At 67.0% G+C, this 26349-nt stretch carries 29 protein-coding genes; 8 read left to right on the top strand and 21 right to left on the bottom strand.

Annotated elements, in window-relative coordinates; all coding sequences use genetic code 11:
- Window positions 1-299: 299 nt before the first annotated feature.
- The 3 genes from J7I85_RS10165 (at window position 300) to J7I85_RS10155 (ending at window position 2652) form a co-directional block, all read left to right on the top strand.
- Window positions 300-764 carry a hypothetical protein gene (locus J7I85_RS10165; protein WP_251024114.1) on the top strand — a complete coding sequence of 155 codons (465 nt, stop codon included), beginning with the start codon at window positions 300-302 and terminating at the stop codon, window positions 762-764.
- Window positions 757-1434 carry an SIMPL domain-containing protein gene (locus J7I85_RS10160; RefSeq protein WP_214851103.1) on the top strand — a complete coding sequence of 226 codons (678 nt, stop codon included), beginning with the start codon at window positions 757-759 and terminating at the stop codon, window positions 1432-1434. Before J7I85_RS10165 ends, J7I85_RS10160 begins: the two co-directional genes overlap by 8 nt.
- 93 nt (window positions 1435-1527) lie before the next feature.
- Window positions 1528-2652: an Rv2578c family radical SAM protein gene (locus J7I85_RS10155; RefSeq protein WP_214851096.1), complete on the top strand. Its 1125-nt coding sequence runs from the start codon at window positions 1528-1530 to the stop codon at window positions 2650-2652.
- A 129-nt stretch (window positions 2653-2781) separates the two neighbouring features.
- Here the strand turns inward: J7I85_RS10155 and J7I85_RS10150 are convergent, their stop codons facing one another.
- A complete protein-coding gene (locus J7I85_RS10150) occupies window positions 2782-3240 on the bottom strand; it encodes a (deoxy)nucleoside triphosphate pyrophosphohydrolase (protein WP_214851088.1) in 459 nt (152 codons plus the stop codon).
- 147 nt (window positions 3241-3387) lie between these two features.
- Between J7I85_RS10150 and J7I85_RS10145 the strand changes: the two genes are divergently transcribed.
- A complete protein-coding gene (locus J7I85_RS10145) occupies window positions 3388-4593 on the top strand; it encodes an MFS transporter (protein ID WP_214851086.1) in 1206 nt (401 codons plus the stop codon).
- A gap of 61 nt (window positions 4594-4654) precedes the next feature.
- Here J7I85_RS10145 and J7I85_RS10140 read toward each other — a convergent pair whose 3' ends face one another.
- Window positions 4655-5608: a cation diffusion facilitator family transporter gene (locus J7I85_RS10140; protein WP_214851084.1), complete on the bottom strand. Its 954-nt coding sequence runs from the start codon at window positions 5606-5608 to the stop codon at window positions 4655-4657.
- Between the two features lie 231 nt (window positions 5609-5839).
- Between J7I85_RS10140 and J7I85_RS10135 the strand changes: the two genes are divergently transcribed.
- Window positions 5840-6115, top strand: coding sequence for a GlsB/YeaQ/YmgE family stress response membrane protein (locus J7I85_RS10135; protein ID WP_003798714.1), 276 nt, complete (start codon window positions 5840-5842; stop codon window positions 6113-6115).
- A 213-nt stretch (window positions 6116-6328) separates the two neighbouring features.
- On the opposite strand, the gene J7I85_RS10130 is transcribed toward J7I85_RS10135, so the two are convergent.
- From J7I85_RS10130 to infC, 4 genes are all read right to left on the bottom strand, one after another.
- Entirely contained in the window at window positions 6329-7225 is an 897-nt protein-coding gene (locus tag J7I85_RS10130) for an RNA methyltransferase (protein ID WP_214851076.1), read from the bottom strand.
- Window positions 7226-7278: 53 nt separating this feature from the next.
- Window positions 7279-7734 carry a 50S ribosomal protein L20 gene (rplT, locus tag J7I85_RS10125; protein WP_111904720.1) on the bottom strand — a complete coding sequence of 152 codons (456 nt, stop codon included), beginning with the start codon at window positions 7732-7734 and terminating at the stop codon, window positions 7279-7281.
- Window positions 7735-7851: 117 nt separating this feature from the next.
- Entirely contained in the window at window positions 7852-8046 is a 195-nt protein-coding gene (gene rpmI, locus J7I85_RS10120) for a 50S ribosomal protein L35 (protein WP_009358635.1), read from the bottom strand.
- 118 nt (window positions 8047-8164) lie between these two features.
- Window positions 8165-9361: a translation initiation factor IF-3 gene (gene infC, locus J7I85_RS10115; protein ID WP_308159441.1), complete on the bottom strand. Its 1197-nt coding sequence runs from the start codon at window positions 9359-9361 to the stop codon at window positions 8165-8167.
- Between the two features lie 307 nt (window positions 9362-9668).
- Between infC and J7I85_RS10110 the strand changes: the two genes are divergently transcribed.
- Window positions 9669-10055 carry a DUF1844 domain-containing protein gene (locus J7I85_RS10110; protein ID WP_214851074.1) on the top strand — a complete coding sequence of 129 codons (387 nt, stop codon included), beginning with the start codon at window positions 9669-9671 and terminating at the stop codon, window positions 10053-10055.
- A 122-nt stretch (window positions 10056-10177) separates the two neighbouring features.
- Here the strand turns inward: J7I85_RS10110 and J7I85_RS10105 are convergent, their stop codons facing one another.
- From J7I85_RS10105 to J7I85_RS10070, 8 genes are all read right to left on the bottom strand, one after another.
- The gene (locus tag J7I85_RS10105) at window positions 10178-11476 is read right to left on the bottom strand and encodes an MFS transporter (protein WP_214851072.1); all 1299 of its coding nucleotides are present in this window, start codon (window positions 11474-11476) and stop codon (window positions 10178-10180) included.
- A 59-nt stretch (window positions 11477-11535) separates the two neighbouring features.
- The gene (locus J7I85_RS10100) at window positions 11536-12447 is read right to left on the bottom strand and encodes an SseB family protein (RefSeq protein ID WP_374102455.1); all 912 of its coding nucleotides are present in this window, start codon (window positions 12445-12447) and stop codon (window positions 11536-11538) included.
- Window positions 12448-12456: 9 nt separating this feature from the next.
- Entirely contained in the window at window positions 12457-13203 is a 747-nt protein-coding gene (gene priA, locus J7I85_RS10095) for a bifunctional 1-(5-phosphoribosyl)-5-((5-phosphoribosylamino)methylideneamino)imidazole-4-carboxamide isomerase/phosphoribosylanthranilate isomerase PriA (protein ID WP_087873510.1), read from the bottom strand.
- A gap of 75 nt (window positions 13204-13278) precedes the next feature.
- Entirely contained in the window at window positions 13279-13437 is a 159-nt protein-coding gene (locus J7I85_RS10090) for a hypothetical protein (protein ID WP_214851070.1), read from the bottom strand.
- Window positions 13438-14175, bottom strand: coding sequence for an imidazole glycerol phosphate synthase subunit HisH (hisH, locus tag J7I85_RS10085; protein ID WP_214851068.1), 738 nt, complete (start codon window positions 14173-14175; stop codon window positions 13438-13440).
- Entirely contained in the window at window positions 14172-14798 is a 627-nt protein-coding gene (gene hisB / locus J7I85_RS10080) for an imidazoleglycerol-phosphate dehydratase HisB (RefSeq protein WP_214851061.1), read from the bottom strand. Before hisB ends, hisH begins: the two co-directional genes overlap by 4 nt.
- 59 nt (window positions 14799-14857) lie before the next feature.
- On the bottom strand, window positions 14858-15976 hold the full coding sequence (locus J7I85_RS10075; RefSeq protein ID WP_214851058.1) for a histidinol-phosphate transaminase: 1119 nt from the start codon (window positions 15974-15976) through the stop codon (window positions 14858-14860).
- 76 nt (window positions 15977-16052) lie between these two features.
- A complete protein-coding gene (locus tag J7I85_RS10070) occupies window positions 16053-16421 on the bottom strand; it encodes a LysM peptidoglycan-binding domain-containing protein (protein ID WP_214851056.1) in 369 nt (122 codons plus the stop codon).
- A gap of 309 nt (window positions 16422-16730) precedes the next feature.
- Here J7I85_RS10070 and lexA point away from each other — a divergent pair, with 309 nt between their 5' ends.
- Complete coding sequence (lexA, locus tag J7I85_RS10065) at window positions 16731-17477, top strand: transcriptional repressor LexA (protein ID WP_214851049.1); 747 nt, start codon at window positions 16731-16733, stop codon at window positions 17475-17477.
- Window positions 17478-17522: 45 nt separating this feature from the next.
- On the opposite strand, the gene J7I85_RS10060 is transcribed toward lexA, so the two are convergent.
- Both J7I85_RS10060 and hflX read right to left on the bottom strand, forming a co-directional pair.
- Window positions 17523-19583, bottom strand: coding sequence for an ATP-dependent DNA helicase (locus tag J7I85_RS10060; protein ID WP_214851041.1), 2061 nt, complete (start codon window positions 19581-19583; stop codon window positions 17523-17525).
- Window positions 19576-21153 carry a GTPase HflX gene (gene hflX / locus J7I85_RS10055; RefSeq protein ID WP_214851039.1) on the bottom strand — a complete coding sequence of 526 codons (1578 nt, stop codon included), beginning with the start codon at window positions 21151-21153 and terminating at the stop codon, window positions 19576-19578. Before hflX ends, J7I85_RS10060 begins: the two co-directional genes overlap by 8 nt.
- 380 nt (window positions 21154-21533) lie before the next feature.
- Here hflX and J7I85_RS10050 point away from each other — a divergent pair, with 380 nt between their 5' ends.
- Window positions 21534-22148, top strand: coding sequence for a class I SAM-dependent methyltransferase (locus J7I85_RS10050; RefSeq protein WP_214851031.1), 615 nt, complete (start codon window positions 21534-21536; stop codon window positions 22146-22148).
- Here the strand turns inward: J7I85_RS10050 and dapF are convergent.
- Genes dapF through J7I85_RS10025 form a run of 5 tightly spaced genes read right to left on the bottom strand, consistent with a single transcriptional unit; the run spans window position 22129 to window position 26288 of the window.
- Window positions 22129-23073, bottom strand: a complete 945-nt coding sequence (gene dapF / locus J7I85_RS10045; protein ID WP_214851029.1) for a diaminopimelate epimerase — start codon at window positions 23071-23073, stop codon at window positions 22129-22131. The genes J7I85_RS10050 and dapF overlap by 20 nt on opposite strands.
- Window positions 23070-23246, bottom strand: a complete 177-nt coding sequence (locus tag J7I85_RS10040; RefSeq protein WP_214851021.1) for a hypothetical protein — start codon at window positions 23244-23246, stop codon at window positions 23070-23072. Before J7I85_RS10040 ends, dapF begins: the two co-directional genes overlap by 4 nt.
- A gap of 33 nt (window positions 23247-23279) precedes the next feature.
- Window positions 23280-24179: a tRNA (adenosine(37)-N6)-dimethylallyltransferase MiaA gene (gene miaA / locus J7I85_RS10035; protein ID WP_214851018.1), complete on the bottom strand. Its 900-nt coding sequence runs from the start codon at window positions 24177-24179 to the stop codon at window positions 23280-23282.
- Between the two features lie 4 nt (window positions 24180-24183).
- Window positions 24184-25734 (bottom strand): tRNA (N6-isopentenyl adenosine(37)-C2)-methylthiotransferase MiaB, encoded by a 1551-nt coding sequence (miaB, locus tag J7I85_RS10030; RefSeq protein ID WP_214851010.1) that lies wholly within the window; start codon window positions 25732-25734, stop codon window positions 24184-24186.
- A gap of 38 nt (window positions 25735-25772) precedes the next feature.
- Window positions 25773-26288, bottom strand: coding sequence for a regulatory protein RecX (locus J7I85_RS10025; RefSeq protein WP_214851003.1), 516 nt, complete (start codon window positions 26286-26288; stop codon window positions 25773-25775).
- Window positions 26289-26349 lie beyond the last annotated feature (61 nt).

Genomic DNA, 26349 nt, shown 5'->3' with positions numbered 1-26349 from the left:
TGCCAGCGGCCGGTGCAGCCGCGCCGGTTTCCCAGGCAGCGCGTCCGTCGCTGGCACGTCATTGCATGAAGTCGTCCAAGGACGTCATCCAAAGACGCCATCCCAAGACAAGGGCAGGCTCGCCGGCGGATGGCCGGCGGGCACTGTTCCCAGTCTAATTGACAGCGCCGGGCTAATTGACAGCGGCCCGGCTGCTTGACGGTGGCCCGGCTGCCCGCTGCCCGGGGGCTGTCATCGGCAGGGGCCCGGCCGGCGCCCTTCGCCTGTCACGCACCGCCGCCCGCGGCTAGCATGGCCTCATGATGCAAGGCCCTATGGCCCCGGGCCCGCTGACGCGAGGACAGCGCCTGAGGCAGCTCGCAAACGTGCTGAACGCCTCCACGCCGCTGGGGCTGGTGCTTGCCGGGCTGGCCCGCACCCGGACGGTCCGGGGTCCCCACGGCCTGATTGTCGCCACCGGATACCGCTGGCGGCTGCCGGTGGCTGGCGCCTTCACGGTGGGCAACGTGGTCATCTTCCGGACGGATACCGACACAGCTTTGACGAGCCGCGTGCTCCTGGGCCACGAGGAGCGGCACAGCACCCAGTACGCCTGGTGCGCCGGGCTGCCCTTCCTGCTGTTCTATTTCGCGGCCGCGGCCTGGTCGGCCGCGCGGTACGGCGATCCGGCGTCGGGAAATCCCTTCGAGCGGCACGCCGGCCTGGAAGCCGGCGGCTATATGGACCCGAGGCACCGGCACGGCCGGAGGCACAGACATGAGTGAACCCGCGGGCCGGGCGGAAGCCCGGACTGTCACAGTCACCGGAACCGGAACCGCCGAGGCCGCCCCGGACCTGCTGACGCTCGCCATTGGCGTGGAATGCCGGCGCGACTACGCAGGTGATGCCTATGCCGCCGCCGGCGGGGCCTCCGCTGCCGTGACGGGCGCACTGCGCACTCGGGGCGTGGAAAGCCGGGACATCAGGACGTCGGGTCTCAACGTCCGTGCCGACGTCGTCTGGCAGGAAGGCCTGGGCCAGCAGGTCACGGGGTACGTGGCGTCCAGCATGCTCAGCGTCCGGCTCCTGGATCTTGCCGCGGGCTCCGGAATCATCGCGGCAGCCGTGGAGGCAGGCGGCAACGACGTGCGCCTGGATGGCCTGCAGCTCGGCTTTGCCGATGCCGCGGCCGTGATGGCACTTGCCCGCGAGGCCGCCTGGACCGACGCGCGGGCAGCAGCATCACAGCTCGCCGCTCTTGCGGGCGCTGAGCTGGGTGAGGTGGCCTCCGTGCGGCAGCACCCGGTACCGTCGGCGCCCGTTCCGGTGGGCGGGATGGAGCGGGCCTTCGCCGCCGGCTCCATGACGGTGGAAGCCGGTGAATCCGGCGTCAGCACCAGCGTCACGGTTGAGTGGGAGCTCCGCTCCGGGACAGGGACACCGCCGGGGCCCTAGTGAAGACTGCCGGACCCAGCGTTGTCGCCCGTCCGCGGGAAACGCCAACGGCGGACCTTGACTTAAGTTCGAACATACCTTCGAATGGAGGGCATGAGATGGGACGCGCAGGCAGTCAAACCCGCACAGGAAGAGATGCCCGGGACTGCACCGCTGCTGCCCCTGGCCGGCTTGGTGCGGTCCGTGTCCACGCCCGAGTTCGCCGGCGTCACCTTTCATGAGGTCACCGCCAAATCGGTGCTCAACAAGGTGCCCGCCGGCTCACGGATGCCGTTCGAGTGGACCGTGAACCCTTACCGGGGCTGCAGCCACGCGTGCGTCTACTGCTTCGCCCGCAAGAGCCACACCTACCTGGACTTCGACGCCGGGATTGATTTCGACAGCCAGGTGGTGGTCAAGATCAACGCGGCCGAGGTGCTGCAAAAGGAGCTGGCCAAGCCCTCCTGGAACCGGCAGCACGTGGCACTGGGCACCAACACCGATCCCTACCAGCGGGCGGAAGGCCGGTACCGGCTGATGCCCGGCATCATCGGCGCGCTGGCCGATTCCGGGACTCCGCTGTCCATCCTGACTAAGGGGACTTTGCTGGCGCGTGACATTCCGCTCCTGAAGCATGCCGCGGCACAGGTTCCCGTGGGCATCGGGATCTCCCTCGCCATGACGGACGAGCAGCTCTCCGAAGCCATCGAACCCGGCACACCAGGACCCCGGGCCCGGCTCAAACTCGTATCCCGGCTCCGGGAAGCCGGGCTGCCCTGCGGGGTGATGGCCATGCCCATCCTCCCGTGGCTCTCGGACAGCGACGAGGCACTGGACTCCCTGTTCGCCTCACTGGCGGCCGCGGGTGCCACCGGCGTCACAGCCGGTGCACTGTATCTGAAGCCCGGCACCCGGGAGTGGTTCATGCAATGGATCGCCGCCCGGCATCCGGAACTGGCGGGCCGCTACCGCAGGCTGTACGGCACAGGCTCATACGCCTCCAAGGAATACCGCACCTGGCTTGCCGGCAGGATCCGCTTCTTCAAGGCCCGGCACGGCTTCACCGGCTCGCACGGGTTCAGCCACCGGGACGTCGAGGATTCCCCCGCCGACGATCCCCGCGGCGAAGAAGCCGCGTACCCCGAAGGAAGCCTGCCGCAACACCCGACTGCGCAGCATGGGTCCGGGCAGCATGGCCAGCGCAGCGAACTACGGACGTCCCAGCCCACACTGTTCTGAGCACTAGGCCATGCTGCCACCGGAAATCCAGGCCACCCCCCGGAAGCCTCTGCGTGGCAGCCAAGAAACGCCACCAAAAATGCGGAGGGCAGGACGGTGACCGTCCTGCCCTCCGCGGGTCCGGTGGCGTTAATTTCCAGGGAGGGAGTCCGCGCGGGTCGCTGCGGCGACGCTGGCCAGCAGCGCCTGGACAATCGGGAGGTCAGCCGGAATCCAGGGCAGACTGAGAGCTTCGTCACCTTCGCGGATGCTGACCCAGCGGAGTTCATCGTGATCTTCGAGCGGCCGCGGGTCGCCGTCGGCCACCTCGGCGAACCACACCCGCATTGCTGCCCGGTCATTCAGGGGCCAGCCAGCCGGCTCCGGTGATTCCAACTCGACCCCAAGGACGACGCCGATGCCAAGTTCCTCGCGGAGTTCCCGGTGCAGCGCGCTTTCGGTCGCCTCCCCCGGCTCCACCTTGCCGCCGGGGAATTCCCACATGCCGGCAAACTGCGGAGGCGCCGTCCGGCGCGCCACGAGAAGCCGGGCGGGGGCGGACAGCGAGTCCACAACGGCCCCGCCGACGACGTTAATCAGTTCAGTCACCGCCCCAGTCTACGAGGGCGCATGTCCCTGCGGATGCACGTAGCCCTCCGCAGGCGGAATATCCATCCCGCCGCGAAAGCTTGTTAAAATCAGACGTATCAGTGGCAACGAGGCCTACTCCGCAACTCCCCTTCGAAAAGCAGGCACATGACTTCCACTGTCCAGGCTCCCCGCACGCCAAAGGCCGCCACGCGCATCGGACCCGCCATCCTGGCCCTGGCCATGGGCGGCTTCGGCATCGGCGTCACCGAGTTCGCCATGATGGGACTGCTCAAGGAAATCGAAATCGGACTCCGGATCAGTACTCCCGAGGCCGGCCACCTCATCTCGGCCTACGCCCTGGGGGTCGTCGTCGGAGCTCCCGTGCTTGCCGCCGTCGGGGCGAAACTGCCGCGCAAGTTCCTCGCACTGGGCCTCATGCTGTTTTTCAGTGTTGCCAACCTGTCCTCGTTCATTGCTCCCGATTACGCGAGCATGCTGGTCTCCCGGTTCGCCGCCGGACTGCCGCACGGCGCATTCTTTGGTGTGGCCGCAGTGATCGCCGCCTCCCTGGTGGCGCCCACTAAGCGTGGCTGGGCCATCTCCATGGTCATGGCGGGCCTCACCGTTGCCAACGTGGTCGGCGTTCCCTTCGCCACGTGGCTCGGCCAGACCTTCGGCTGGCGGCTGCTCTTTGTCCTGGTGGGAGTGCTGGGACTCGTGACCCTGGCCCTCATCTGGAAATTCGTTCCGTTCCAAAAGGCGCATGCAGACGCCAGCATCCGCCGGGAGCTGGGCGCGCTCAGGCGGGGGCAGGTCTGGCTGGCGATCCTCATCGGCATCGTGGGTTTCGGCGGGTTCTTCGCCACTTACACCTACATCTCCCACACCATGACCTCCGTGGCCGGAATTCCCGCCGCCCTGCTGCCGCTCGTGGTGGCCTTGTACGGTCTGGGAATGGTGGCCGGCAACATCGTCGGCGGCCGAATCGCGGACAAGTCCGTCATGGGCACCATCTACCGCGTTCTGCCGGGAATCGCCGTCGCACTGGTGGTGTACGCCGTGGCCGTGCACTGGCCGTGGTCAGCCTTCGTCATGGTGTTCGTGGTAGGCGGCGCCGGGTCCATGCTCGTCCCGGCCCTGCAGACCCGGCTGCTGGACGCGTCTCCCGACGCGCCGTCCCTGGCGTCCTCGCTCAACCACGCCGCACTGAACGTCGCCAACGCTCTGGGCGCCTTCCTGGGTGGCGTGGTGATCGCCTGGGGCTGGGGGTACGTTGCGCCTGCCCTGGTGGGTGCTGTTTTGGCCATTCTCGGCCTGATGGTTGCGCTCCTGAGCGGCCTGCTGGAACGCAAAAAGCCGCTGGCCCCGTAACAGCAGTCACGGAACCAGCGGCGGAAAAATGCACAGGGCCGGCGGCCCAAGCGGTAAGCGGCTAGGCGCCCGAGTCGCCCGCAAGGGCTGGCCCGCTGGCCACCTGGGCGCGGCGGATGTCGGGCTCCAGGTAGATGACCCGCGCGATGGGAACTGCTGAGCGGATCCGAGTTTCGGCGTCGTCAATGGCCTTGGCAATATCCAGCCCGGAATCACCGGCCTCCACGCTGATCTTGGCGGCCACGAGCAGCTCCTCCGGGCCCAGGTGCAGGGTCTTAAGGTGGATGATTGCGGTTCCGTCCGCCTCGATGGCGCGCCGGATGCGGCCGACATCGTCCTTGGTCGCCGACTCCCCCAACAGCAGGGATTTGGTTTCCACCGCCAGGATCACGGCAATCGCCACCAGCAGCAGACCGATCATCGCGGTCCCGATTCCGTCCCAGATGCCGTCGCCGGTCAGCAGGGTCAGCCCCACGCCGAACAGGGCCAAGACCAGGCCCAGCAGCGCACCGAAGTCCTCGAGCAGGATCACCGGAAGCTCGGGCTGCTTGGCGGTCCGCACAAAGCTGATCCAGCCCTGGCTACCGCGGATGTGGTTGGCTTCGATGATGGCCGTCCGGAACGAGAACGACTCGGCGATGATGGCTCCCACCAGCACGGCCAGGGGCACCCACCAGAAGTCACCTTCAATCGCGTGCGGGTGCTGGATTTTTTCCCATCCCTCATACAGGGCGAACAGGCCGCCGACGCTGAAGAGCACGATGGAAACGATGAACGCATAAATGTAACGCTCGCGTCCGTAGCCAAAGGGGTGTTCCGGGCTGGCTGCCCGTTGTGCGCGTTTCCCGCCGACCAGCAGCAAGATCTGGTTGCCGGAGTCCGCGACTGAGTGGATGGCCTCAGCCAGCATCGACGATGATCGCGTCAGCAGGAACGCGACGAACTTCAGGACAGCGATGGTCAGGTTGGCGGCCAGCGCCGCCACAATCGCCTTGGTACCGCCATTTGCAGCCAAGGGAGGCTCACCTCTTCACGTGGATATTTCAACGGATGGGACAGGGCGGCATGGAACCGCCGTCTAGTAAATACCGTACCCGTCCGGCCCCGGACAGACACCGGACACGGCAACGGATGCCACGAAAAGAGCCAAAACTAAGCCTGCTGACAAATAATCACGCGCTGTGTTAGCTTGAAGCCATATCGGGACTGATAAGAATCGCTCCCGACGAATATGAAGGAGCAGACAATGGGATTTCTTGCTTGGATTATTCTCGGCCTGATCGTAGGCGCAATTGTTAAAGCCGTCATGCCCGGCAGGGTCGGCGGCGGCTGGGTCACCAGCTTGGTTCTGGGCGTCGTTGGCGCCATCGTTGGCGGCTGGATCGGCAGCCTTCTCTTCGGCAAGGGTGACCTGGCGTTCTTCGACCTTGGCACCTGGATCCTCGCCATCATCGGCGGCCTCGTAGTCGCAGGTATCTACGGCGCAATCACCGGCCGCAGCCATAGCACCCGGGCACCATAACAGGTGCGAATCACAGGCACTGGGCCGTAACAGGCCCAGGCCCAGGCCCAGGCCCATAACAGACAAACAGACAGGAGCGGGGGCCCACCACCAGGGTGGGCCCCCGCTCCTTCGTGTAGGACCGCCGACACTGTCTAAAGGTGGAGTTTTTGTACAAATATCGCGACCAAAGGTGCCTTTTGCGGCCTGTATCTGTACAAAAACGCCAGCGCGCTAGGCGGGCTGCTGGGACCTCGCACTGGCATAGAGGCAGACGGTGGCGGCCGTTCCAAGGTTGAGGCTCTCGGCGGCGCCGTACACGGGCACAGCCACCCGATGGTCGGCAAGCGCAAGCTCGTCCTCGGACAGTCCCTGGGCTTCGTTGCCGAAAAGCCAGGCCGTGGGGTTTTCCAGGGCGTAGTCCGAGCCCGCGGCCGAAGCGCCGAAGCGGCGAGCGGCGTTCTCATCCTGCAGGCGGTCAAGGTTCAGCTGCCCGTAGCCGTCCGCCGCGAGCACGCCGATCCCCCGGCTTTTGCACAGCGCCACCAGCTCATTGACGTCGGCGCCGAGGACCACCGGGAGGTGGAAGAGGGAACCGGCGGTCGAGCGGACCGCCTTGGGATTGTAGATGTCGACGCTGGAACCGGTCAGGACCACGGCGTCGGCGCCGGCGGCGTCTGCGGCCCGAAGCACCGTCCCGGCATTGCCGGGATCGCGGACCTGGCAGAGCACGGCAATCAGCCGCGGCCCGGCGTCGAGCACGTCCGCCAGGGCGACATCCACGAAATCACACACCGCAATGATCCCCTGCGGGGTAACGGTGTCCGCCATGGCGGCCAGGACGTCGTCTGTGGCGAGCCGGGCGCTGGTTCCCGCGGCCAGTTCCTCAAACTCTGGGTACCGGTCCAGGCAGGCCTCGCTGGCATACACCTCGCGCACTATGCCTGGCTGGCCCGCAGCGATCCGCTTGCCGTGAAGCACCAGGGCCTCACGTACTGCCTGGGGGCCTTCGGCCAGGAACTGCCGGCGCTTTAAACGGGCCGGGCGCCCTGCAAGCTTTGCCACGTCCCTGACCCGATCTGCTCGGGGATTGGAGAGTGGAAAGTCTTGCGGGCGCCCGGTTTCGTTCATATAAGAAACCATAGTGGCTGTTGCCACCGGTCCTTGAACGGGGAGTTGCCTGCTTACTCAGCAGCTGCAGCAACCGGCTTCTTCGCAGCGCGTGCGCGGGTAGCCTTGGCCTTCGGTGCAGCCTCAGCCTTGGCGGCCGGAGCGGAGGTGTCGGCGGGCAGCGAGTCTTTGGCAACCTGGACCAGCGCAGCGAACGCGTTGGCGTCAGAAACGGCGAGCTCGGCCAGCATGCGGCGGTCAACCTCGACCTCAGCGGCCTTCAGGCCCTGGATCAGGCGGTTGTAGGTCAGGCCGTTGGCGCGGGATGCAGCGTTGATGCGCTGGATCCACAGGCGGCGGAAGTCGCCCTTCTTCTTCTTGCGGTCCCCGTAGCTGTACACAAACGAGTGCAGCAGCTGCTCTTTGGCCTTACGGTACAGGCGTGAGCGCTGTCCACGGTAACCTTTGGCGCGTTCGAGGATAACCCGGCGCTTCTTGTGGGCGTTTACCGCCCGCTTCACACGTGCCACGTGCGTACTCCTTCAAAAATCTGATCCCAAGCGACTACTGCCGGTAACCGGCTGGCCTGAGAAGGCTTATTGGTAGTTGACCGCTGCCAGGTGGCAGTCAGTCAGAATGCTTGGAAATTAGATGCCGAGCATCTTCCGGATGACCTTGGCGTCGCCCTTGAAGACGATCTTGTCGCCGGCGAGGCGGCGGGTCAGCCTGGAGGACTTGTGCTCGAGGTAGTGGCGGCGGTTGGCCTGCTGGCGGCGGAGCTTGCCGCTGCCGGTCAGCTTGAAGCGCTTCTTAGCACCGCTGTGGGTCTTCATCTTCGGCATGGGAACCGATCTCCTTACGTATCCGCGGACAATGTCCGCAGTTCTATCGTGCAGCCGCCCCTGCGGGCGGCATGCTGGTTGCTGACTGCCTGAAGGCGATGCCTTCCGCAGTTTCGAACTAGGTGGTCTTCTTACCCGCCGGCTTGGGCGTGGGCCGAGGCGCTGCGGGTCGTGCAACAGGCTTCGGCGCTGCCGGCCTGGCCACCGGCTTGGGCGGGCCCGGGGCAACCGCAGGCTTCGGCGCTGCCGGAGCAGGCGACTCAGCTACGGGAGCCTTCGGCTCAGCAGGCACTGCCGCCTTTGGTGCTGCAGGGGCTGCCGCCCTGGGAGCAGCGGGGGCTGCCTTGGGTGCTGCGGCCCTGGGTGCCTCGCGCTTCGGCTCGGCCTCCTTGGCAGCCCTGGGTGCTTCCGCAGCCTTGGGCGCCTCGGCAGCCTTGGGTGCTTCCGCAACCTTGGGTGCTTCCGCGGCGGGGGCCTCGGCAGCCTTGGGTGCTTCCGCGGCGGGGGCCTCGGCAGCCGGAGCTGCTTCGACCGGAACCGAGGGCGCTTCGACGGCGGCTTCCGGAGCGGCTGCCTCAGCTGCTGCCGGGGCGTCCTGCGCAGGGGCCTCCGTGGAAACCTGGAAGCCTTCCGGCAGAAGATCGGCAAGCGACTGTGTCAGGGGTGCCTGATCGTCACCGGAGGTGTCCACGCGGCCTGAGGCCTTGGCTTCGTTCTGGGCCTTGGCTTCAGCGCGCTGGGTTGCACGGCGCGCTTCGGCCTTGGCCTCCGCCTTGTTCTTCAGCGGACCGATGACCATGACCATGTTGCGGCCGTCGATGCGGGGGCTGGACTCCACCACACCGACCTCACCGACATCTTCCGCGAACCGCTGAAGCAGGCGCAGGCCCATTTCGGGACGCTGCTGCTCACGGCCACGGAACTGGATCATGGCCTTGACCTTGTCCCCGGCTCCGAGGAAGCGGAGGGCGTGGCCGCGCTTGGTCTCGTAGTCATGGGTGTCAATCTTCAGGCGGAACCGGATTTCCTTCAGAACCGTGTTGGTCTGGTTCTTCCGGGCCTCACGGGCCTTTACCGCGGCTTCGTACTTGTACTTGCCGAAGTCCATCAGCTTGCACACCGGAGGCTTGGCCTGCGGTGCAACTTCAACGAGATCCAGGTCGGACTCGGCAGCCAGACGCAGGGCATCCTCAATACGGACGATTCCTACCTGTTCGCCGGCAGGGCCGACCAGCCGCACCTCAGGGACGCGGATACGCTCATTGATTCTTGGCTCGCTAATGTTAAAGCTCCTGTGTTCGTGATGGGGTTCCACCGGCAAAATAGAGAAGGCCCCCAATTGCCGGAGCAATCGAAGGCCTCAAAGATCGGATGTGCATATCCCGCGAGGGACTGCACGCACTTCCCCAGGCTCCTGCCCGGTGAACCGCCCGACCGTTACCCGGCAACCTTGCTTCCCTAAAATCTTCCGGGAAAACGGCTGACGCGGGTGGGAGAGAACTCCGCTTGCAAACTGAATATCAATTCTACATAAAGATGCCCGCTTACCGCACATTCGCGGCAGTGGGTCTCATCCACGGCAAAATAACGACATCCAGTCGGTCTGTGACAAGCTTACCAGTATGAGCACTCCAGACAGCAATTCACACGTCTACCAGGCGCCCGGCGCCGGGGATGACGTCACGCAGCAAACCCGCGATATCTCCGAAGTTCCTGCGATCGAGGTCATCACCACGGCCGCCGTACACCTCATGAGTGCCTCCGCCGTAAAGCTCGGCCTGGCCGCGGAGGAGAACGCCGCTGAGCTGAAGGACTTGGACGAGGCCCGCAAGCTCATCACCGCCCTCGCCGGCCTGGTGACGGCGGCCGCCCCGGAAATCGGTTCGCAGCATGCCGGGCCGTTGCGCGATGGCCTGCGGTCACTGCAGCTCGCCTTCCGCGAAGAGTCCATCATTCCGGATCCCCCGGGCAAGGGTCCCGGTGAGAAGTTCACCGGTGCAGTGAACTAAAGATTGAATTACGACGGCGGCGGCCGGCTCCTCGGGGCCGGCCGCCGCCGTTTTTGTCTTCTGGGGGCACTAGCTCCGGAAGCGCTCCCCCACCCACCTCTTCCCAACGAAACCGGAGACCGTCAGGATGCGGCGGCGCGGCGGCGCCGCTGCTGCAGGACAAGCCCCACGACGCAGAGCAGCACCCCTGCCACCCCGACGGACACAAAGCCTCCCGCCGCGCCAATGCTGTCGATGAAGAGTCCGGCCAGCGGAGCCCCCAGTGCCACGCCGGCGGTCAACGCGGACCCGTACCAGCCCATGGCCTCCCCCCGCCTGGCCTCGTCAACCAGTTCAGCCACCTTCTCGGATGCCGCCGAAAGCACCGGCGCGCAGAGGAGCCCCGGCAGCAGCGACAGCAAGCTGAGGGTCAGTGTGTCGGTGGCAAACCCCATGGGAATGGTCAGGGCAGCCATTCCCAGCAGCAGGAGGATCGGTGAAACGGGCCGGTGCATGGCCCCGTAGACCAGGCCGCCGACCACCGACGCGGCGCACCAGAAGAGGAACACCACGCCGATCTCGCCCTGGCGGCCGCCTGTCTCCAGCGCAGCCACGATTCCCACATCAGTGCCGCTGAGCACCATGCCGGCGCCGCCGGCGACGGCGAACACCGCGGCCACGGCAGCGGTGAACCAGCCGAAGCTGTGGGCCACCCTGCGCCTCAGGACTGCCCGCCGCCTGCTGCCCGCAGCCGCCGGACCGAGCTCCGCGGCAGCCTCCTGCAGGTGTGCGGGGGCGGCGGCCACAACGGCTACCTCTGCGGCAACCTGCTCGTCCGCCTCACAGGATTCGCTGCGGACAGCACTGCGGGTGGGCGGGTTGAACCACATGAGGAAGAGTCCGGCCAGCGATGTCGAGACGCCGACGGCGGTCAGCCCCAGCACGGAATTGCCGCTCGTGGCCACCACGGCACCCGCGGCCGGGCCGATCATAAACACCATCTCGGTGCTGACTGCGTCCAGCGCGAAGGCGGTCCTGCGCTGGTCGCCGTCCGCCAGGACTCCCAAAGACTGCCGCACCACACTGAAGATGGGAAGCGTCAGGAGGCCGCCGACGAACACGAGCGGCAGCAGCCACTGGTAGGAGACGTGCGGCACGATGGACCAGATGACCGTTTCCGAAATCACCGAAGGTATCAGCGCCGTCCGAAGGCCCGCCGTATCCACCCGGCGGCCACGCCAGGGTGCGCCGAGCGCGATGCCAATGGTCATCACGGCCGCTGCCGTACCCGCAGCCGCATAGCCCTCGCCGAGGGCCAGGACGATGTGCAGGGTCAGCAGGACGCCCGCCGCCGAATGGGGAATGCGGGCAATCATGCCGACCGCCAGAAGCCGGCGGATGGGCCGGACGGCCAGCAGCTCCCGGTACAGGCTGAAATTCACAGGTGGGTCCTCAGTTCCGCCGCCGGACAGCGCCGGAACGGACCCCACCGGGCCGGCGGCTACTGCGCGGCGCGCCTTAGCTTGACTTCGATCGAATCAACGCGCTCACCAAACAATACATTCCGGCTCCACTCGCTCTGGAGGCCGGCAACGAGGGCCTGGACCGCGGCCGCATCAAGTCCGTCCTCCAGGTAGAGCACCACCCGCAGTTCCGGTCCGGCGCCGCCGCCATCCACGCGGCTGCCCGAAGCAGTGGCAGTGGCCACTCCCCCGCCGGGAAGGACCTCGAGTCCGCGGACTGCGGGTTTGCTTTCCGTTCCGGCACGCAGCACCGCGGCCAGCTCGGCGTCCAGGTAGGCCGGCACCCACTGCCGCTGCTGCGCGAGGGCCCAGACGCCGGGGCGCCGGACCACGAAGGTCACTTCCGAACCGGGGTCCACCACCAGCAACTCGGCCCCCTCGGCGACGGCGGACAGGGCGGCCCGAGCGGCGTACACGGCCACCGGCCGCGCCTCCGGGTGCCACGCCGCCAGGGCTTCCGCCGAAGTGAACACCGGCATGGCGAGGCGGCCGTCGGGAGCCTTGAGCGTCACCAGCGCCATGTCCGCCTGCTTGTCGGCGTGCACGCCGTGCGCGCCCTCGGCTTCCTCCGCTAGCTGTGCCACAACGGGGACAAACACACGGGCACTGGCCAGCGAGGCAACCACCGCAGCCTCGTCGCCGTCGCCCGCAACAAGTGCAGAGACTGCGGTGAGGTAGCCGGCGTCGGCCGCGCCGTCGTCGTCCTCGAAGTTGTGGATTTTGGCGTCATCGCCGGCCAGGCTCCGCCCGGCCCAGGGCTGTCCCGCGGAATCGCCGGCGCCACCTGCTCCGGCGAGGGCTGACTCGATGTGACCGGGCAGCCGGCGTGCCGGGGGCAGGTCCGCTGCCTGTCCGCGGCCATCCGCGGAGTTGCGCTGGTGCTCGGTCACGGCGGCGTCCTAGCGGCGTCCGGCGACGTCGAGGGCCTCGGGCAGGGTGAAGGCGCCGGCGTACAGGGCCTTGCCGACGATGGCACCTTCGACACCGAGCGGCACCAGGGAGCGCAGGACCTTCAGGTCATCAAGGCTGGAAATGCCGCCGGAGGCCACCACGGGCTTGCCGGTTTTCTCCACCATCTGCCGCAGCAGTTCGACGTTCGGCCCCTGCAGCGTGCCGTCCTTGGTCACGTCGGTGACAACGTATCGTGCGCAGCCGGCCTCTTCGAGGCGGCCCAGCACGTCCCACAGGTCCCCGCCTTCCTTGGTCCAGCCGCGGCCGGCCAACGTGGTTCCCCGGACGTCCAGGCCGACGGCGATCCGGTCACCGAAGCGGTCGATGGCCCGCGCGGTCCATTCCGGGTTCTCCAGGGCGGCGGTGCCGAGGTTTACCCGGGCGACGCCCAGGTCCAGCGCCTTCTCCAGCGATTCATCGTCCCGAAGGCCGCCGGAGAGCTCGACCTTGATGTCCAGCCGGCCCACCACTTCGCGCAGCAGGTCCGCGTTTGAGCCGCGTCCGAAGGCAGCGTCCAGATCCACCAGATGGACCCATTCCGCGCCCTGCTGCTGCCAGTTGAGCGCCGCCTCCAGAGGCGTTCCGTAGCTTGTTTCGCTGCCGGCCTCGCCCTGGACCAGGCGGACGGCCTGGCCGTTCACGACGTCGACGGCGGGAAGCAGTTCAAGTACCGGCAGCTCGTTTTGGCTGGTCATCAGGGGTCCTCAGTTCTTATAGGCGCTGGTTCCCGTGCGCGGCGACTTCTGCGGCGCACACGGCGGGTTAGTTGGTTAGTTGCCGGGGAGCGTCAGCAGGTAGGCGGCCAGCAGCGACATGGCGGCCAGCACGTAGAAACCGATCTGGATCCAGAGCGGCTTGCGCTGCTGCCTGAAGGACAGGCCGCCGCCCACCAGGAGACCGGCCAGTCCCATCAGGAGGATTGACCACATCTAGGCGTCCGCTGCCTGCCGGGAATGCGGCCCACGGAGCCCGTCGACCCAGTTCTTCAGGAGCCGCGCGCCAGCGTCACCGGACTTTTCCGGGTGGAACTGGGTGGCGCAGAGCGGGCCGTTCTCCACGGCGGCGATGAAGGGGCCGCCGTGCTCGGACCACGTAACCAGGGGCGGCGCCATCCGGGGCTGGATCACATCGAAGTCCCAGCTCTGGACACCGTAGGAGTGCACGAAGTAGAAGCGCTCATCTTCGACGCCGTCGAAAAGCCTGGAGCCTTCCGGGACCTTGACGGTGTTCCAGCCCATGTGCGGGACCACTTCGGCCGGCAGGAGTTCCACCTTGCCGGGCCATTCCCCCATGCCTTCGGCTTCGGTTCCGTGTTCGACGCCGGCCTCAAAGAGCACCTGGAGGCCGACGCAGATACCGAGGACCGGACGGCCACCGGCAACGCGGCGTCCGATCATCCGGATTCCATCCACGGCCTTAAGCTCGCGCATGACCGTTTCGAAGGCGCCGACGCCGGGCACAACCAGCCCGTCGGCGTTCAGCACGTCCTCCGGTTTGGAGCTCAGGATGACCTCCGCACCGGCACGTTCCAGGGCGCGTACGGCAGAACGGACGTTGCCGGAGCCGTAGTCCAGGACGGTGACGGTGGGCTTGCCCTCCGGGGATGCCGGCTTCAGCGTGGCCGACGGATCGAGGATCGCGCCCTCGCGCAGAACTTTGCCGGTCACAGTGCTCCCTTGGTGGACGGAATGCCTTCGACGCGGGGATCCGGCTCGACGGCTGCGCGGAGGGCCCTGGCGAAGGCCTTGAACTGGGCTTCCACAATGTGGTGCGGGTCGCGGCCGGCGATAACGTTCATGTGCAGGCAGATGCCGGCGTGCAGCGTAATGGCCTCGAAGACGTGGCGCGTCAGCGATCCCGTGAAGTGGCCGCCGATCAGGTGGTACTCCTGCCCGGCGGGCTCGCCGCCGTGCACCAGGTATGGCCGGCCGGAGACGTCAACGACGGCGTGCGCGAGGGCCTCGTCCAGGGGCACGGTGGCCTCGCCGAAGCGGCGGATGCCCGCCTTGTTGCCCAGAGCCGTGCGCAGCACCTCGCCGAACGTGATGGCAACATCCTCGACGGTGTGGTGGACGTCAATGTGGGTGTCGCCCGTTGCCTTGACGGTCATGTCGATGAGTGAGTGCTTGCACAGCGCCGTCAGCATGTGGTCGTAGAACGGGACCGACGTGCTGATGTCCGACACTCCGGTGCCGTCGAGGTTGATCTCCACCAGCACGGAAGATTCGCTGGTGGTGCGCTCCATGCGTGCAGTCCGTGCCTCGGCAGCCTTGATTCCGGTGTCGCTCATGGTGATAGATGTCCTTTGACGAAGGATGGGGGCGGACCTGACCTGGTCCATATCCAAGTTTAGGCCGGAAGTGCGGTCTGCCGGGCCAGGATGGTTTCCAGCGCTTCGAGGAAGGCTGTGGTTTCCGTCTCAGTACCGGCTGTGACCCTCAGGTGGCCGGCGATGCCGACGTCGCGGACGAGCACCCCTGCGTCGAGCAACCCCTGCCAGACCTCATGGGGGTTCTCCAGCCCGCCGAAGAAGACGTAGTTGGAGTCGGACGCCGCGGGCCGCAGCCCCATCCGCGTCAGTTCCGCGACAATCCGGTCGCGCTGCCGCTTGATGTCCTGGACATCGGCCATGAGCGCCTCGCGGTGCTGCAGCGCCGCGAGGGCGGTTGCCTGCGTGACGGCCGACAGGTGGTAGGGCAGGCGCACCAGCCGGAGGGCGTCTGTCACCTCCGGGGCCGCGGCCATGTAGCCGAGGCGGGCGCCGGCAAGAGCGAACGCCTTGCTCATGGTCCGGGATACGATGAGCCGCTCCCGGCCGGGCAGCAGGGTGAGGGCGCTTGGCGTGCCGTCGTGTGCGAACTCGTGGTAGGCCTCGTCCACGACCACCACCGCCTGACTGGCTTCCCCGGCCTCGTAGACGGCTTCCACCACATCCAGGCCCAGGCCGGTGCCGGTGGGGTTGTTGGGCGAGCACAGGAAGACGATGTTGGGTTGGAGTTCGCGCACCTGGCTCGCGGCGGACTCGGCGCTGAGGCCGTAGTCGTCGGCACGCTTGCCGGCGATGTAGGCGGTGTCCGTGCCGCTGGCGAGGAGCGGGTACATGGAGTAGGTCGGCGGGAAGCTCAGGAGCGACCGGCCCGGGCCGCCAAAGGCCTGGAGAATCTGCTGGAGGACCTCGTTGGAGCCGTTGGCCGCCCAGAGGTTGTCCGCGCTGAGGCCGTGGCCCAAATATTCGGCCAAGGCTTCCCGGAGCTCGGTGAATTCGCGGTCGGGATACCGGTTGAGTCCGGCGGCGGCCTCGGTTACGGCCGCGGTGATGGCCGCCCGCACGTCGGCAGGCACGCCATGCGTGTTCTCGTTGACGTTGAGCAGGATCGGAACATCAAGCTGCGGGGCGCCATAGGGGGACAGCCCCCTCAGGTTGGTCCGAAGGGGCAGTCGGTTCAGTCGCTCAAGCTGGTCAGTCACCTCAACAGTTTAAGTAACCTGGAGGGCTGGCCGGAAACTGTGACGGTTCCGGCACTCGGGGAACCGCGCACCGCCCCTACTTATTCGGCACAAACAGCTGCTGGCCGGGCATGACCCTCCCGGCCTGAAGGTCGTTGAGCAGGACGATGTCCGCAATCACGTCCCGGGGATCGCGGTCCGGGTCGACTTGCCCTGCGATGGCCCACAGTGACTCGCCGGGCTGCACCGTGACCGAAACGGTGGGCGTGACCGTCAGGCCACTGGCATTGTCTGCAGCCTTGGCCGGGGAGTTCAGGAGCCCGGCAAGGGACAGGACCACGGCGGCAAGCAGAACAAGCGGCAGGCCGATCAGGACAATCCGGCCCCGGCGGGTAAGGCGAAGGCGCGGCGGCTTGCCGGGCCGCGACAGTGGCGTTGAAGTTGATGCTGCTGTTGAAGCTGACATGGCGTGAGCCCTCCTGGACCAAGTTGTACTGCCTCGCGTTCGAACAAACAGTTCGAACACCGGGCTGACAAACGGCCCTCACTAGAACACATGTTCGAACTTTGCTTTTCCTAGTTTTAGCACCTATCAACGAATTAAGTCGAGACTCGCTAGAACAAATGTTTGAAAAAGCCCTATGGCTGGCCTACGTTTGAAATCACAGAACAACCACATCTGCAGTTGATCAGCAGGGTCTGACATTTTTCAGGCCGGAAGTTCCCGGCCCCTGCAACTACCGCGGCCGGGAGGAACGGAAAGGCGTTGGCGAACATGGCAGCACAGGCCTCTGACGGCAAGGCTCCCCAGCGCAGCCCGCGGTCTCAGCGGATCCCCAAGGGACTCACCGTCCGGCAGAAAAAGATCCTGGAGACCATCCAGCGCTCGGTCAACGACAACGGCTACCCGCCGTCGATGCGGGAAATCGGCGACACCGTCGGCCTGGCCAGTCTCTCCAGCGTGACCCATCAGCTCTCGCAGTTGGAAAAGCTTGGCTACCTGCGGCGCGACCCCAAGCGGCCGCGCGCCATGGAGGTCCTGATGCCGCTCACCCTTGATGGGGGAACGGCGAAATCCGGCAGCGCGGACAAGGCCGCCGCCCTTAGCACCGCAGGCGCTTCCGTATCCGAACTGCCCAGCGCGATGGACACAGCAATGGTGCCGCTGGTCGGCCGGATCGCCGCCGGCGGCCCCATCCTCGCGGACCAAATGGTGGAGGACCTGATGCCGCTGCCCCGGCAGCTGGTGGGCCACGGCGAACTCTTCATGCTCAAGGTCGCGGGCGACTCCATGGTGGACGCCGCCATCTGCGACGGGGACTGGGTTGTGGTCCGCCGACAAAGCGACGCGGTCAACGGCGACATCGTCGCGGCGCTGCTCGACGATGAAGCGACAGTCAAGACCTTCCGGCAGCGGGACGGCCACACGTGGCTGCTTCCCCAGAACACCCAGTACGAACCCATCCTCGGCGACCACGCCGTTGTCATGGGCAAGGTGGTTTCCGTACTCCGCTCGCTGTAGCTGCTGCAAATCTCCGGCCCCGGGCTGTTATAGCCCGGGGCTTCTTTACGCCTGTGCGCCGGCGAGCCGTTCGAGTGCTGCGACGGCGGTCTTCCTGTCGGTCGTCGGCCAGAACGGCGGCAGGGCGGCCCGCAGGAACCCGCCGTAACGTTCCGTGGACAGCCGGGAATCCAGCACCGCCACCACGCCCTTGTCGTTCGTGGACCGGATGAGCCGTCCTGCCCCCTGGGCCAGCCTGATGGCCGCGTGCGTGGCGGATACGGACATGAAACCGTTGCCGCCGGCCTGGGCAACGGCCCGGGACCGCGCGGTCATCAGGGGGTCGTCCGGCCGCGGGAAGGGGATCCTGTCAATGACCACCAGGCGGCACGACCCGCCCGGCACGTCGACGCCCTGCCACAGTGACATCGTGCCGAACAGGCAGGTATCAGGCTCGTCAGCAAACTGCTTCACCAGTGCCGTCATGGTGGACTCACCCTGGCAAAGAATGCTGACATCCAGCCGCGTGCGCAGGGCATCTGCCGCTTCCTCGGCGGCCCGCCGTGAGGAGAACAGGCAGAGCGCTCCCCCACCGGAGGCGCGGATGAGGGACTCGAGTTCGTCCAGCGCCTCAGGCGAAGTGCCGCGGCCCGGTTTCGGCAGGTGCCCCGCCACGTACAGGATGCCCTGCCGGGGGTAGTCGAAGGGCGAACCCACGTCGACGCCGGTCCAGCTCGGTGCGCCGTCCCCGACCAGGCCCAGCCCGCCTGCGGCGGGTTCGAAGGCAGAGCCGATGGCCAGTGTTGCCGACGTCAGCACCACGGTATGGCCGGCGAACAGGCCTTCCCGGAGCCTGCCTGCCACGCTCAGCGGGGCGATGTTGACCAGAGCCGGGGCAGTCTCGTCCGGCGCCGAGTATCCTTGCTGGGGATCAAACGTGCTGTTCCGCGAGAACCAGACCACCTCGCGGTTTTCCCGGGCGGCGATGAGCCGCTCACAAAGCTCCAAAATCACCAGCAGGCGGGAGCGCGCGAGCTGCCGCCCGCCGTCGGCCGTTGTATTGCTGTCCCCCTTGGAATCCGACAGCGCCGCCCGGCAGGCCTCACGAAGCTGGTCCACACAATCCAGCTGCTCGTCGTTCAGGCCGTTGGGCAGCAAGCCGCTGGGAACGCCGGCAAGAGCCACCTCGAGGTTGGCGGCCGCTGTGTTGAGCGCGTCAACAGTGATCCCGGTGTGCTTGCGGGCGCCGGACGCTGCGGCGTGGACCATGGCCACCGACAGCTGCCCCGAAACCGCGCCGGTCACCCGGTCCTGGAGTTCGTGGGCCTCGTCCACCACCACGACGTCGTACTCCGGCAGCACGGCCAGGCCCTCGAAGGCGCTGACGGCCAGCATGGCGTGGTTGGTCACCACGACGTCGGCTTCCGTGGCGTTATGGCGGGCAAGTTCGCTGAAGCACTCTTCGGCGAGGGGGCATTTCTGCGCGCCGAGGCATTCCATGGACGTGACGGACACCTGCCGCCAGGCCCGGTCCGTGACGCCGGGAAGGAGCTCGTCACGGTCGCCCGTGGTGGTCTGCTCCGCCCATTCCCGGAGCCTGACCACCTCCTTGCCCAGCTGCGAGGAGGGGCCGCCCATGGCCGCGGCGAAGTGCGGGACGCTGGTGTCCTCGCCCAGTGAGAAAAGCTGGCCTTCGGAAGGCTCCTCGGAGGGAAAGCCGCCCTCGAGCTTGTGCCTGCAGACATAGTTCGCGCGGCCCTTGACCAGCGCAATCTTCACAGGCCGGTCGAGTGCGGGTTTGAGGCTTTCCAGCAGCCGCGGAAGGTCCCGGCCCACGATTTGGGTCTGCAGCGCGAGGGTGGCGGTGGAGACGAGGGTCGGTTTATTGCTCTCAAGCGAGTGGGCGATGAGCGGGACAAGGTAGGCCAACGACTTGCCGGTTCCCGTGCCGGCCTGCACCAGCAGGTGGTCGCCGGTTTCGATGGCGCGCGCCACCTGCCGGGCCATCTCGTGCTGGCCGCTGCGGCTTTGTCCGCCCATGCCCGCCACGGCACGGTCGAGCAGCTCCAGTACATGCTGCTCGCCGGCCGTGGCGCTGGCTGCGGCGTCTGCCACCCCGTCAGTCATTGCTGATGAAGGATTCCAGTTCAGCCGCGAGGCCTTCCCGGACCATGACAACGGCGCGGGTGCCGCCCTCTTCGTGATCCAGGCTGAGGATCTCCGCGTCAGAGTCGTGCAGTTTACTGATGAGATCGCCGCGGTGGTACGGCACGAGGAGCTCCATCTTGACATTTGGCCGCGGGATGGCCTCGCTGATGGCCTTGAGCAGCTCGGCAATGCCCTCCCCCGTGCGTGCCGAAACCACCACGTGCCTCGGTTCGCGCTGCTTCAGCCGCTCCACCACAAACGGGTCGGCGGCGTCCGCCTTGTTCAGGACGATGATCTCGGGCACCTTGCGGGCGTCCACCTCGGCGAACACCGAGCGCACGGCGGCGATCTGGCCCTCCGGGTCCGGGTGCGACACGTCCACCACGTGCAGGATCAGGTCTGCATCCGCCACTTCCTCAAGGGTGGAGCGGAAGGCCTCCACCAGCTGGGTGGGCAGGGACCGGACGAACCCCACGGTGTCGGCCAGCGTGTAGCCAACGCCGTCTGAGGTCTCGGCCTTGCGGACGGTGGGGTCCAGGGTGGCGAACAGGGCGTTTTCCACCAGGACGCCGGCGTCGGTAAGGCGGTTGAGCAGCGAGGACTTCCCGGCGTTGGTGTATCCGGCAATGGCCACTGACGGGACTTCATTACGACGGCGGTTGGCACGTTTGGTCTCCCGTGCCGGCTTCATCGCGGCGATCTCGCGCCGCAGCTTGGCCATCCGGGTGCGGATCCTTCGCCGGTCCAGTTCGATCTTTGTTTCACCGGGACCACGCGAGCCCATGCCGGCGCCTGCACCGCCCACCTGGCCACCGGCCTGGCGGGACATGGATTCACCCCAGCCGCGGAGGCGCGGAAGGAGGTATTCGAGCTGCGCCAACTCCACTTGAGCCTTGCCTTCACGGCTCTTGGCGTGCTGGGCGAAGATGTCGAGGATCAGTGCCGTGCGGTCAATGACCTTCACCTTGACGATGTCTTCAAGGCCGCGCCGCTGGGACGGAGCGAGTTCGGCGTCCACCACGACGGTATCGGCGCCGGTGGACATCACCACGTCCTTGAGTTCCAAGGCCTTGCCGGAACCAAGGAAGGTGCCGGGGTCCGGCTTGGCGCGCCGCTGGACGAGTCCGTCGAGGACTTCCGAGCCCGCCGTTTCCGCCAGCGCGGCGAGTTCACGCAGCGAATTCTCGGCATCACCCAGCGTGCCTTCGCTCCAGAGGCCGGCGAGCACAACGCGTTCCAGGCGCAGCTGCCTGTATTCGACTTCGGTGACGTCCTCGAGTTCGGTGGACAGCCCGGCGGTGCGCCGCAGTGCGCGGCGTTCCTCGAGGTCCTGCTGGTCGCCGTCGAACGTGCTGTGCTCTTCGTCGAGATGCGAGATGGCCTGCGCCTTGCCCAAAACGCCTTGGCTGTCGGCGCCGCTGCCGTTGGCAGGTGCGGCGTTCTTGGCCGGGACGTCCTTGGCGAGGATCCGGTCGATAACAGCCTGGATTTCCTCAGGACTCATGTCCTGGGCCGCCGGCTTGGATCCGGGATTTTGCTGACTGGTCATGGTCTCCTTTGAAGGTTCTGCATCTTCAGAATAGTGCTGATTGCCGCCCTTGGCGGAGGTATTCGCGCTGGGCTGACTGCGAGGGGTCATGGAGGGTCTCCTGAAATGCCGGCAGACGTCAGGCATGGCCGGCGGGAAGCGGTCTGATTGAGTGCTGTTCGGGCTGCGCTCCTGCGGAAGATGTGTGCCTGCAAAGGGCAATACCTGCGTCGCATTGGAGGGGAGCCATGGGCCGGCGCCGGCGGCTAAAGGCCGCGGGCAAAAAGAGGTACCGGCTACTCAAAAATCAGGAACATGCCTTCAAGGATACCAGAACGGCCGGCCGGCTTTCCGATCGGCCGGTTTCCCATCGGGCGGGCAGCCCACTAATCTGGCCAGTTATGGAGTCTGCCCACTATTTCAGCGCCTCACCTGCGGGGCCGTTTACCCGCAAGCCCCTCACAGTGGAACTGGCCGGTGAAACGCGGAAGCTGCAGACCTCGTCCGGCATCTTCAGTCCGGACGGGATCGACAAGGGGACGGCCATCCTGCTGGCCGAGGTTCCCGCTCCTTCCCCGCAGGGGAACCTGCTCGACATCGGCTGCGGCTGGGGACCCATCGCCCTGACCATGGCGCTGCGGGCACCGCACGCCCAGGTCTACGCCGTGGACGTCAATGAACGGTGCATCGCGCTCACCAACGGGAACGCTGAACTGCTTGGGCTGAGCAACGTCGCTGCCAGCACGCCAGAGGATGTGGACCCGGAAATCCGTTTCGATACCATCTGGTCCAATCCGCCGATCCGGATCGGCAAGGATGAACTGCACTCGCTCCTGCTGCTCTGGCTGCCGAGGCTGGCGCCGGGCGGTTCGGCCTGGTTGGTGGTGCAGAAGAACCTGGGCTCGGATACGCTTCAGCGCTGGCTGGCGGAGGTTCTGGATGGCTCCTTCACGGTGACGCGGGAAAACACGTCCAAATCCTTCAGGATCCTGCGGGTCAGGAAAGCGTCCCGGTAGCAACGATCGTTGCCGGGCCGCTGAGCTCCACGTGCTCGCGGCCGCCGGCAACGGTGAAGAACTTCACGCCCACGACGCCGCCCGGCACCTTCACCTGCCAGGTGTCCGGGGCGCCCTGCCCGGCCCAGTGACGGATGGCCACCGCTGCTGCACATGCTCCGGTGCCGCAGGACTGCGTTTCGCCGACACCACGTTCGTGGACCCGCATGGTCACGGTGCCCACGCCGTCGTGCACCAGCGGCTCGGCCGGGACAACGAACTCGACGTTGGTGCCATTGCCGGGAGCCGGGTCGACGTGCGGGGCGGTGAAGAGCCGGGTGTCCCGGAGTTCGGACAGCTCGGCCAGGGCGACCACCGTGTGCGGGTTGCCCATGCTGACGGACAGCGCCGGCCGCGGCACCTCGAGTCCGTCGGCGCTGACCAGCGAATCCATGGCGCGGGCCGCTGCCTCGTCCGGGAAAATGAACTCCCAAGGGCCCATGTCGACGGCGTAGCCGTCACCTGTGCGGACAATGGTCTTGACGCCGCCGCGGGTGCCGATGGTCAGCGAGCCGCCGGCAGGCAGCTCAGCCAGGCCTTCGGCCAGGAGGAAGTGGACGAACACGCGCACGCCGTTGCCGCACATCTCCGACAGGGAACCGTCACCGTTGCGGTAATCCATGAACCACTCGGCGCCGGGGTTTTCGGCAAGAATCTGCCGGCCCTCGTCAAGAAGCCGGGACGGCACGGCGCGGATGAGGCCGTCACCGCCGATGCCGCGGTGACGGTCGCACAGCTGGGCGACCTGCTCCGCGGAGATGGCGTGCACGCCCTCGGGATCAGCGACCAGGACGAAGTCGTTGCCTGTTCCGTGGCCCTTGGAAAACCGCAGTCCGCTCAGTGTGGTGCCGGCGGGCCGGGCTGTTTCTGCAAGGGTTTCATTCATGGTTCAAGGTTACCCGCCCGCCAGCGGCGCCAGAAAAACGGTTTGGATCCGCCTGGCCGGCCGCGGGTGTAGTTGCCGGCCCAGAACAGCGTCGCTGCCAGCAGCGAGGCGATCGCAACAGTGAGGGTCCGCCGCGAGGTGCGCTTTGGCCCGGCGGCAACTGCGAGAGTCATAAGGCTCTTTCTTCAAGCGCGTTGGGTGCTGGCTCAGCGGCACAGGCCGGCTGCCTTGGCGGCGAGCCCGGGGTCCTGCCAGTCCAGCCAGCTGATGCGGGGGTCGGCCCGGAACCACGTCAGCTGCCGGCGGGCGAACTGCCTGGTGGCCACGATGGTCTCCTCGGCTGCCTGCGCTACATCCGCTTCGCCGTCGAGCACCTTGAGAAACTGGGCGTAGCCCAGTGCGCGGGGTGCGGTCTTGCCGCGGCGAAGGCCCCGGGCGTCCAGCCCTTCGACTTCCGCCAGCAGCCCCCGCTCCACCATCCGATGCACGCGGACAGCGAGCCGGTCCCGTAACTGCTCACGGTCAACCTCCAGCCCGATCTGGATGGCCGGCTGATGGTACTCGCGGGTTGGCATGAAGGAGCTGAACGGGCGTCCACTCAGTTCGAACACCTCCAGCGCGCGGATGATGCGGCGGGCGTCGCCGATGCGCCCGGCGGAGACGGGGTCCACGGCCCGGAGGCGGTCCAGCAGCACCGCAGTCCCTTCCGCGGCGTTCTCCTGTTCGAGCCGGATGCGGATTTCCGGATCGGTTCCCGGGAAGTCCAGCACATCGAGGGCGGCGCGAACGTACAGGCCCGACCCGCCGGCAAGGATGGCGCGCTTGCCGCGGCGGTGGATGTCCGCGATGCAGTCCCTTGCCTGCTGCTGGAAGTCGGACACCGACGCCTCCTGCGTCACGTCCAGGATGTCCAGCAGGTGGTGCCGGACGCCCCGTTGTTCAGCCTCGGTGACCTTGGCGGTGCCGATGTCCATGCCGCGGTAGAACTGCATGGCGTCGGCGTTGATCACCTCGCCGTCCAGGGCCAGGGCAAGATCGACGGCGAGGTCGGACTTGCCCGAACCGGTGGGGCCGACAACCGCTATGACGGGGGGTTGGCCCGCCACCGGGTCAGCGGCTCCGCACCGGGAGTGACGGCATGCCAAGTGACACGCCTGCTCTGCCGGCGGCCCCCGCTGCGCCAGGCGCCGGCACGCCGCAGGAGTCGGCCTGCGCCCTGTCCCAGGCATCGCCGGCGCGGGACCGGCGCAGGGAGTAGTCGGCTGCGGTGGCCGGATCGGCGACCAGGTGGAAGGCGGCCGCTTCCGTAATGGTCACTGTCACCAGGTCTCCGGGACGCGGGGCAGGAGCGCCCTCGGGAACCGCGAAGTGGACCAGGCGCTGGTCCTGCGAACGGCCTGAGAGGCGGTGGGTTTCCTCGGACTTCCGGCCGGACTGGGCGGTGACCATGACCTCGACACAGCGTCCCAGCTGCTTGGCGTTCTCTTCCGACGCGATGCGGTCCTGGAGCGCAGTGAGTCGCTCAAAGCGTTCCTGCACCACCGCCTTGGGCAGCTGGTCCGGCAGGTCCGCTGCCGGCGTGCCAGGCCGCTTGGAGTACTGGAAGGTGAAGGCCGTGGCGAAGCGTGACTTTTCGACGACGTCCAGGGTCGCCTGGAAATCCTCCTCCGTCTCCCCCGGGAAGCCGACGATGATGTCCGTGGAGATCGCCGCATGCGGCATCTTGGCGCGGACCTTGTCCAGGATCCCGAGGAACTTCGCCGACCGGTAGGAACGCTTCATGTCACGCAGGACCTTGTCCGATCCCGACTGGAGAGGCATGTGCAGCTGCGGCATGACGTTGGGCGTCTCGGCCATGGCGTCGATGACATCATCGGTGAACGCGGCCGGGTGGGGGCTCGTGAAACGTACCCGTTCCAGGCCCGGGATCTCTCCGCAGGCGCGCAGCAGCTTGGAGAAGGCCTGGCGGTCCCCGAACTCCACCCCGTACGAGTTCACGTTCTGGCCCAGGAGCGTCACTTCGATGGCGCCGTCGTCCACCAGGGCCTGGACCTCGGCAAGGATCTCCCCCGGCCGGCGGTCCTTTTCCTTGCCCCGCAGGGCAGGGACGATGCAGAAGGTGCAGGTGTTGTTGCAGCCGACCGAAATGGACACCCAACCCGAATAGACGGAGTCGCGCTTGGTGGGCAGCGTGGATGGGAAGACATCCAGCGACTCGAGGATTTCCAGCTGCGCCTCGTTGTTGTGGCGCGCCCGGTCCAAAAGGGCAGGCAGGGCGCCGACGTTGTGCGTGCCGAAGACGGCATCGACCCAGGGCGCCTTCTTCAGGATGGTTTCGCGGTCCTTCTGGGCGAGGCAGCCGCCGACGGCGATCTGCATCCCCGGGTTGGCTGCCTTGACGGGGGCCAACTGGCCGAGGTTGCCGTAGAGCTTGTTGTCGGCGTTTTCCCGCACGGCGCAGGTGTTGAAAACGACGACGTCGGCCTGGGCACCGTCCGCCGGTACATAACCGGCGGCTTCCAGCATGCCCGCCATGCGCTCGGAGTCGTGAACGTTCATCTGGCAGCCGAAGGTGCGCACCTGGTAGGTGCGGGGCACAGCGGCCTCACCAGTCGGTTCGTTTTCGGTGCCGGTTGCGGGAGAAGGATAGGTCAGGCTCACCCATTAAGGGTACCGGCTGCCAAGAGTACCGGCTGCGCTCACTCCCAGTGCGCGGCGGCCTCGTAAGTATCCTCGTCGGACGCGGCGCCGCCGGCTGCAGCGTCCAGGACCTCCCCCACGATCCGGAAAGCCTGCGAGGGCTGGTACCCCTTGCGGGCAAGCATGGACGCGAGCCGCCGTGTGGTCTTGTCGCGTTCCGCCCGGTCAGTCAGGTCCGTCCCCGGCCGAAGCTTGCGTTCCACCAAGTGACGCGCGGAGGCTTCTTCGTCCTCGTCGCTGAGCTGCTCCAGGGCCGAGGCCGCCGTGTCAGGGTCAATGCCCTTGTCCGCGAGCTCCCGGCGCAGGGCTCCCTTGGCCAGCCTGCGCGACTGCGACCTGCTCCGCACCCACATGTCCGCGAATTCGGCGTCGTCGACGAGCCGGACCTCTTCGAAGCGGTCCAGCACGGCCGCGGCGACGTCCTCCGGCACGTTGCGCTCGGCCAGCTTGCGTTCAAGCTGCTGCCGGCTCTTGGGCGATGCGGTCAGCTGGCGCAGTACGATGGCGCGCGCCACCGACGCCGGGTCCGCCTCCCGGTCCTCATCCGGAGCGGGGCCTGGTCCTGCTTGCCGGTCC

This window comes from Arthrobacter sp. ISL-65, from assembly GCF_018613795.1.
GTDB lineage: Bacteria > Actinomycetota > Actinomycetes > Actinomycetales > Micrococcaceae > Arthrobacter.
Note: the sequence above shows the minus strand (reverse complement) of the source record. Positions and strands in the feature narration are given on the sequence as shown.

Coding starts and splice junctions, on each gene's coding strand:
- J7I85_RS10165 (WP_251024114.1), top strand. CDS start 300: ATGATGCAAGGCCCTATGGCCCCGGGCCCGCTGACGCGAGGACAGCGC.
- J7I85_RS10160 (WP_214851103.1), top strand. CDS start 757: ATGAGTGAACCCGCGGGCCGGGCGGAAGCCCGGACTGTCACAGTCACC.
- J7I85_RS10155 (WP_214851096.1), top strand. CDS start 1,528: ATGAGATGGGACGCGCAGGCAGTCAAACCCGCACAGGAAGAGATGCCC.
- J7I85_RS10145 (WP_214851086.1), top strand. CDS start 3,388: ATGACTTCCACTGTCCAGGCTCCCCGCACGCCAAAGGCCGCCACGCGC.
- J7I85_RS10135 (WP_003798714.1), top strand. CDS start 5,840: ATGGGATTTCTTGCTTGGATTATTCTCGGCCTGATCGTAGGCGCAATT.
- J7I85_RS10130 (WP_214851076.1), bottom strand. CDS start 7,225: ATGAACGAAACCGGGCGCCCGCAAGACTTTCCACTCTCCAATCCCCGA.
- rpmI (WP_009358635.1), bottom strand. CDS start 8,046: ATGCCGAAGATGAAGACCCACAGCGGTGCTAAGAAGCGCTTCAAGCTG.
- J7I85_RS10110 (WP_214851074.1), top strand. CDS start 9,669: ATGAGCACTCCAGACAGCAATTCACACGTCTACCAGGCGCCCGGCGCC.
- priA (WP_087873510.1), bottom strand. CDS start 13,203: ATGACCAGCCAAAACGAGCTGCCGGTACTTGAACTGCTTCCCGCCGTC.
- J7I85_RS10090 (WP_214851070.1), bottom strand. CDS start 13,437: ATGTGGTCAATCCTCCTGATGGGACTGGCCGGTCTCCTGGTGGGCGGC.
- hisB (WP_214851061.1), bottom strand. CDS start 14,798: ATGAGCGACACCGGAATCAAGGCTGCCGAGGCACGGACTGCACGCATG.
- J7I85_RS10070 (WP_214851056.1), bottom strand. CDS start 16,421: ATGTCAGCTTCAACAGCAGCATCAACTTCAACGCCACTGTCGCGGCCC.
- lexA (WP_214851049.1), top strand. CDS start 16,731: ATGGCAGCACAGGCCTCTGACGGCAAGGCTCCCCAGCGCAGCCCGCGG.
- J7I85_RS10060 (WP_214851041.1), bottom strand. CDS start 19,583: ATGACTGACGGGGTGGCAGACGCCGCAGCCAGCGCCACGGCCGGCGAG.
- hflX (WP_214851039.1), bottom strand. CDS start 21,153: ATGACCAGTCAGCAAAATCCCGGATCCAAGCCGGCGGCCCAGGACATG.
- J7I85_RS10050 (WP_214851031.1), top strand. CDS start 21,534: ATGGAGTCTGCCCACTATTTCAGCGCCTCACCTGCGGGGCCGTTTACC.
- dapF (WP_214851029.1), bottom strand. CDS start 23,073: ATGAATGAAACCCTTGCAGAAACAGCCCGGCCCGCCGGCACCACACTG.
- J7I85_RS10040 (WP_214851021.1), bottom strand. CDS start 23,246: ATGACTCTCGCAGTTGCCGCCGGGCCAAAGCGCACCTCGCGGCGGACC.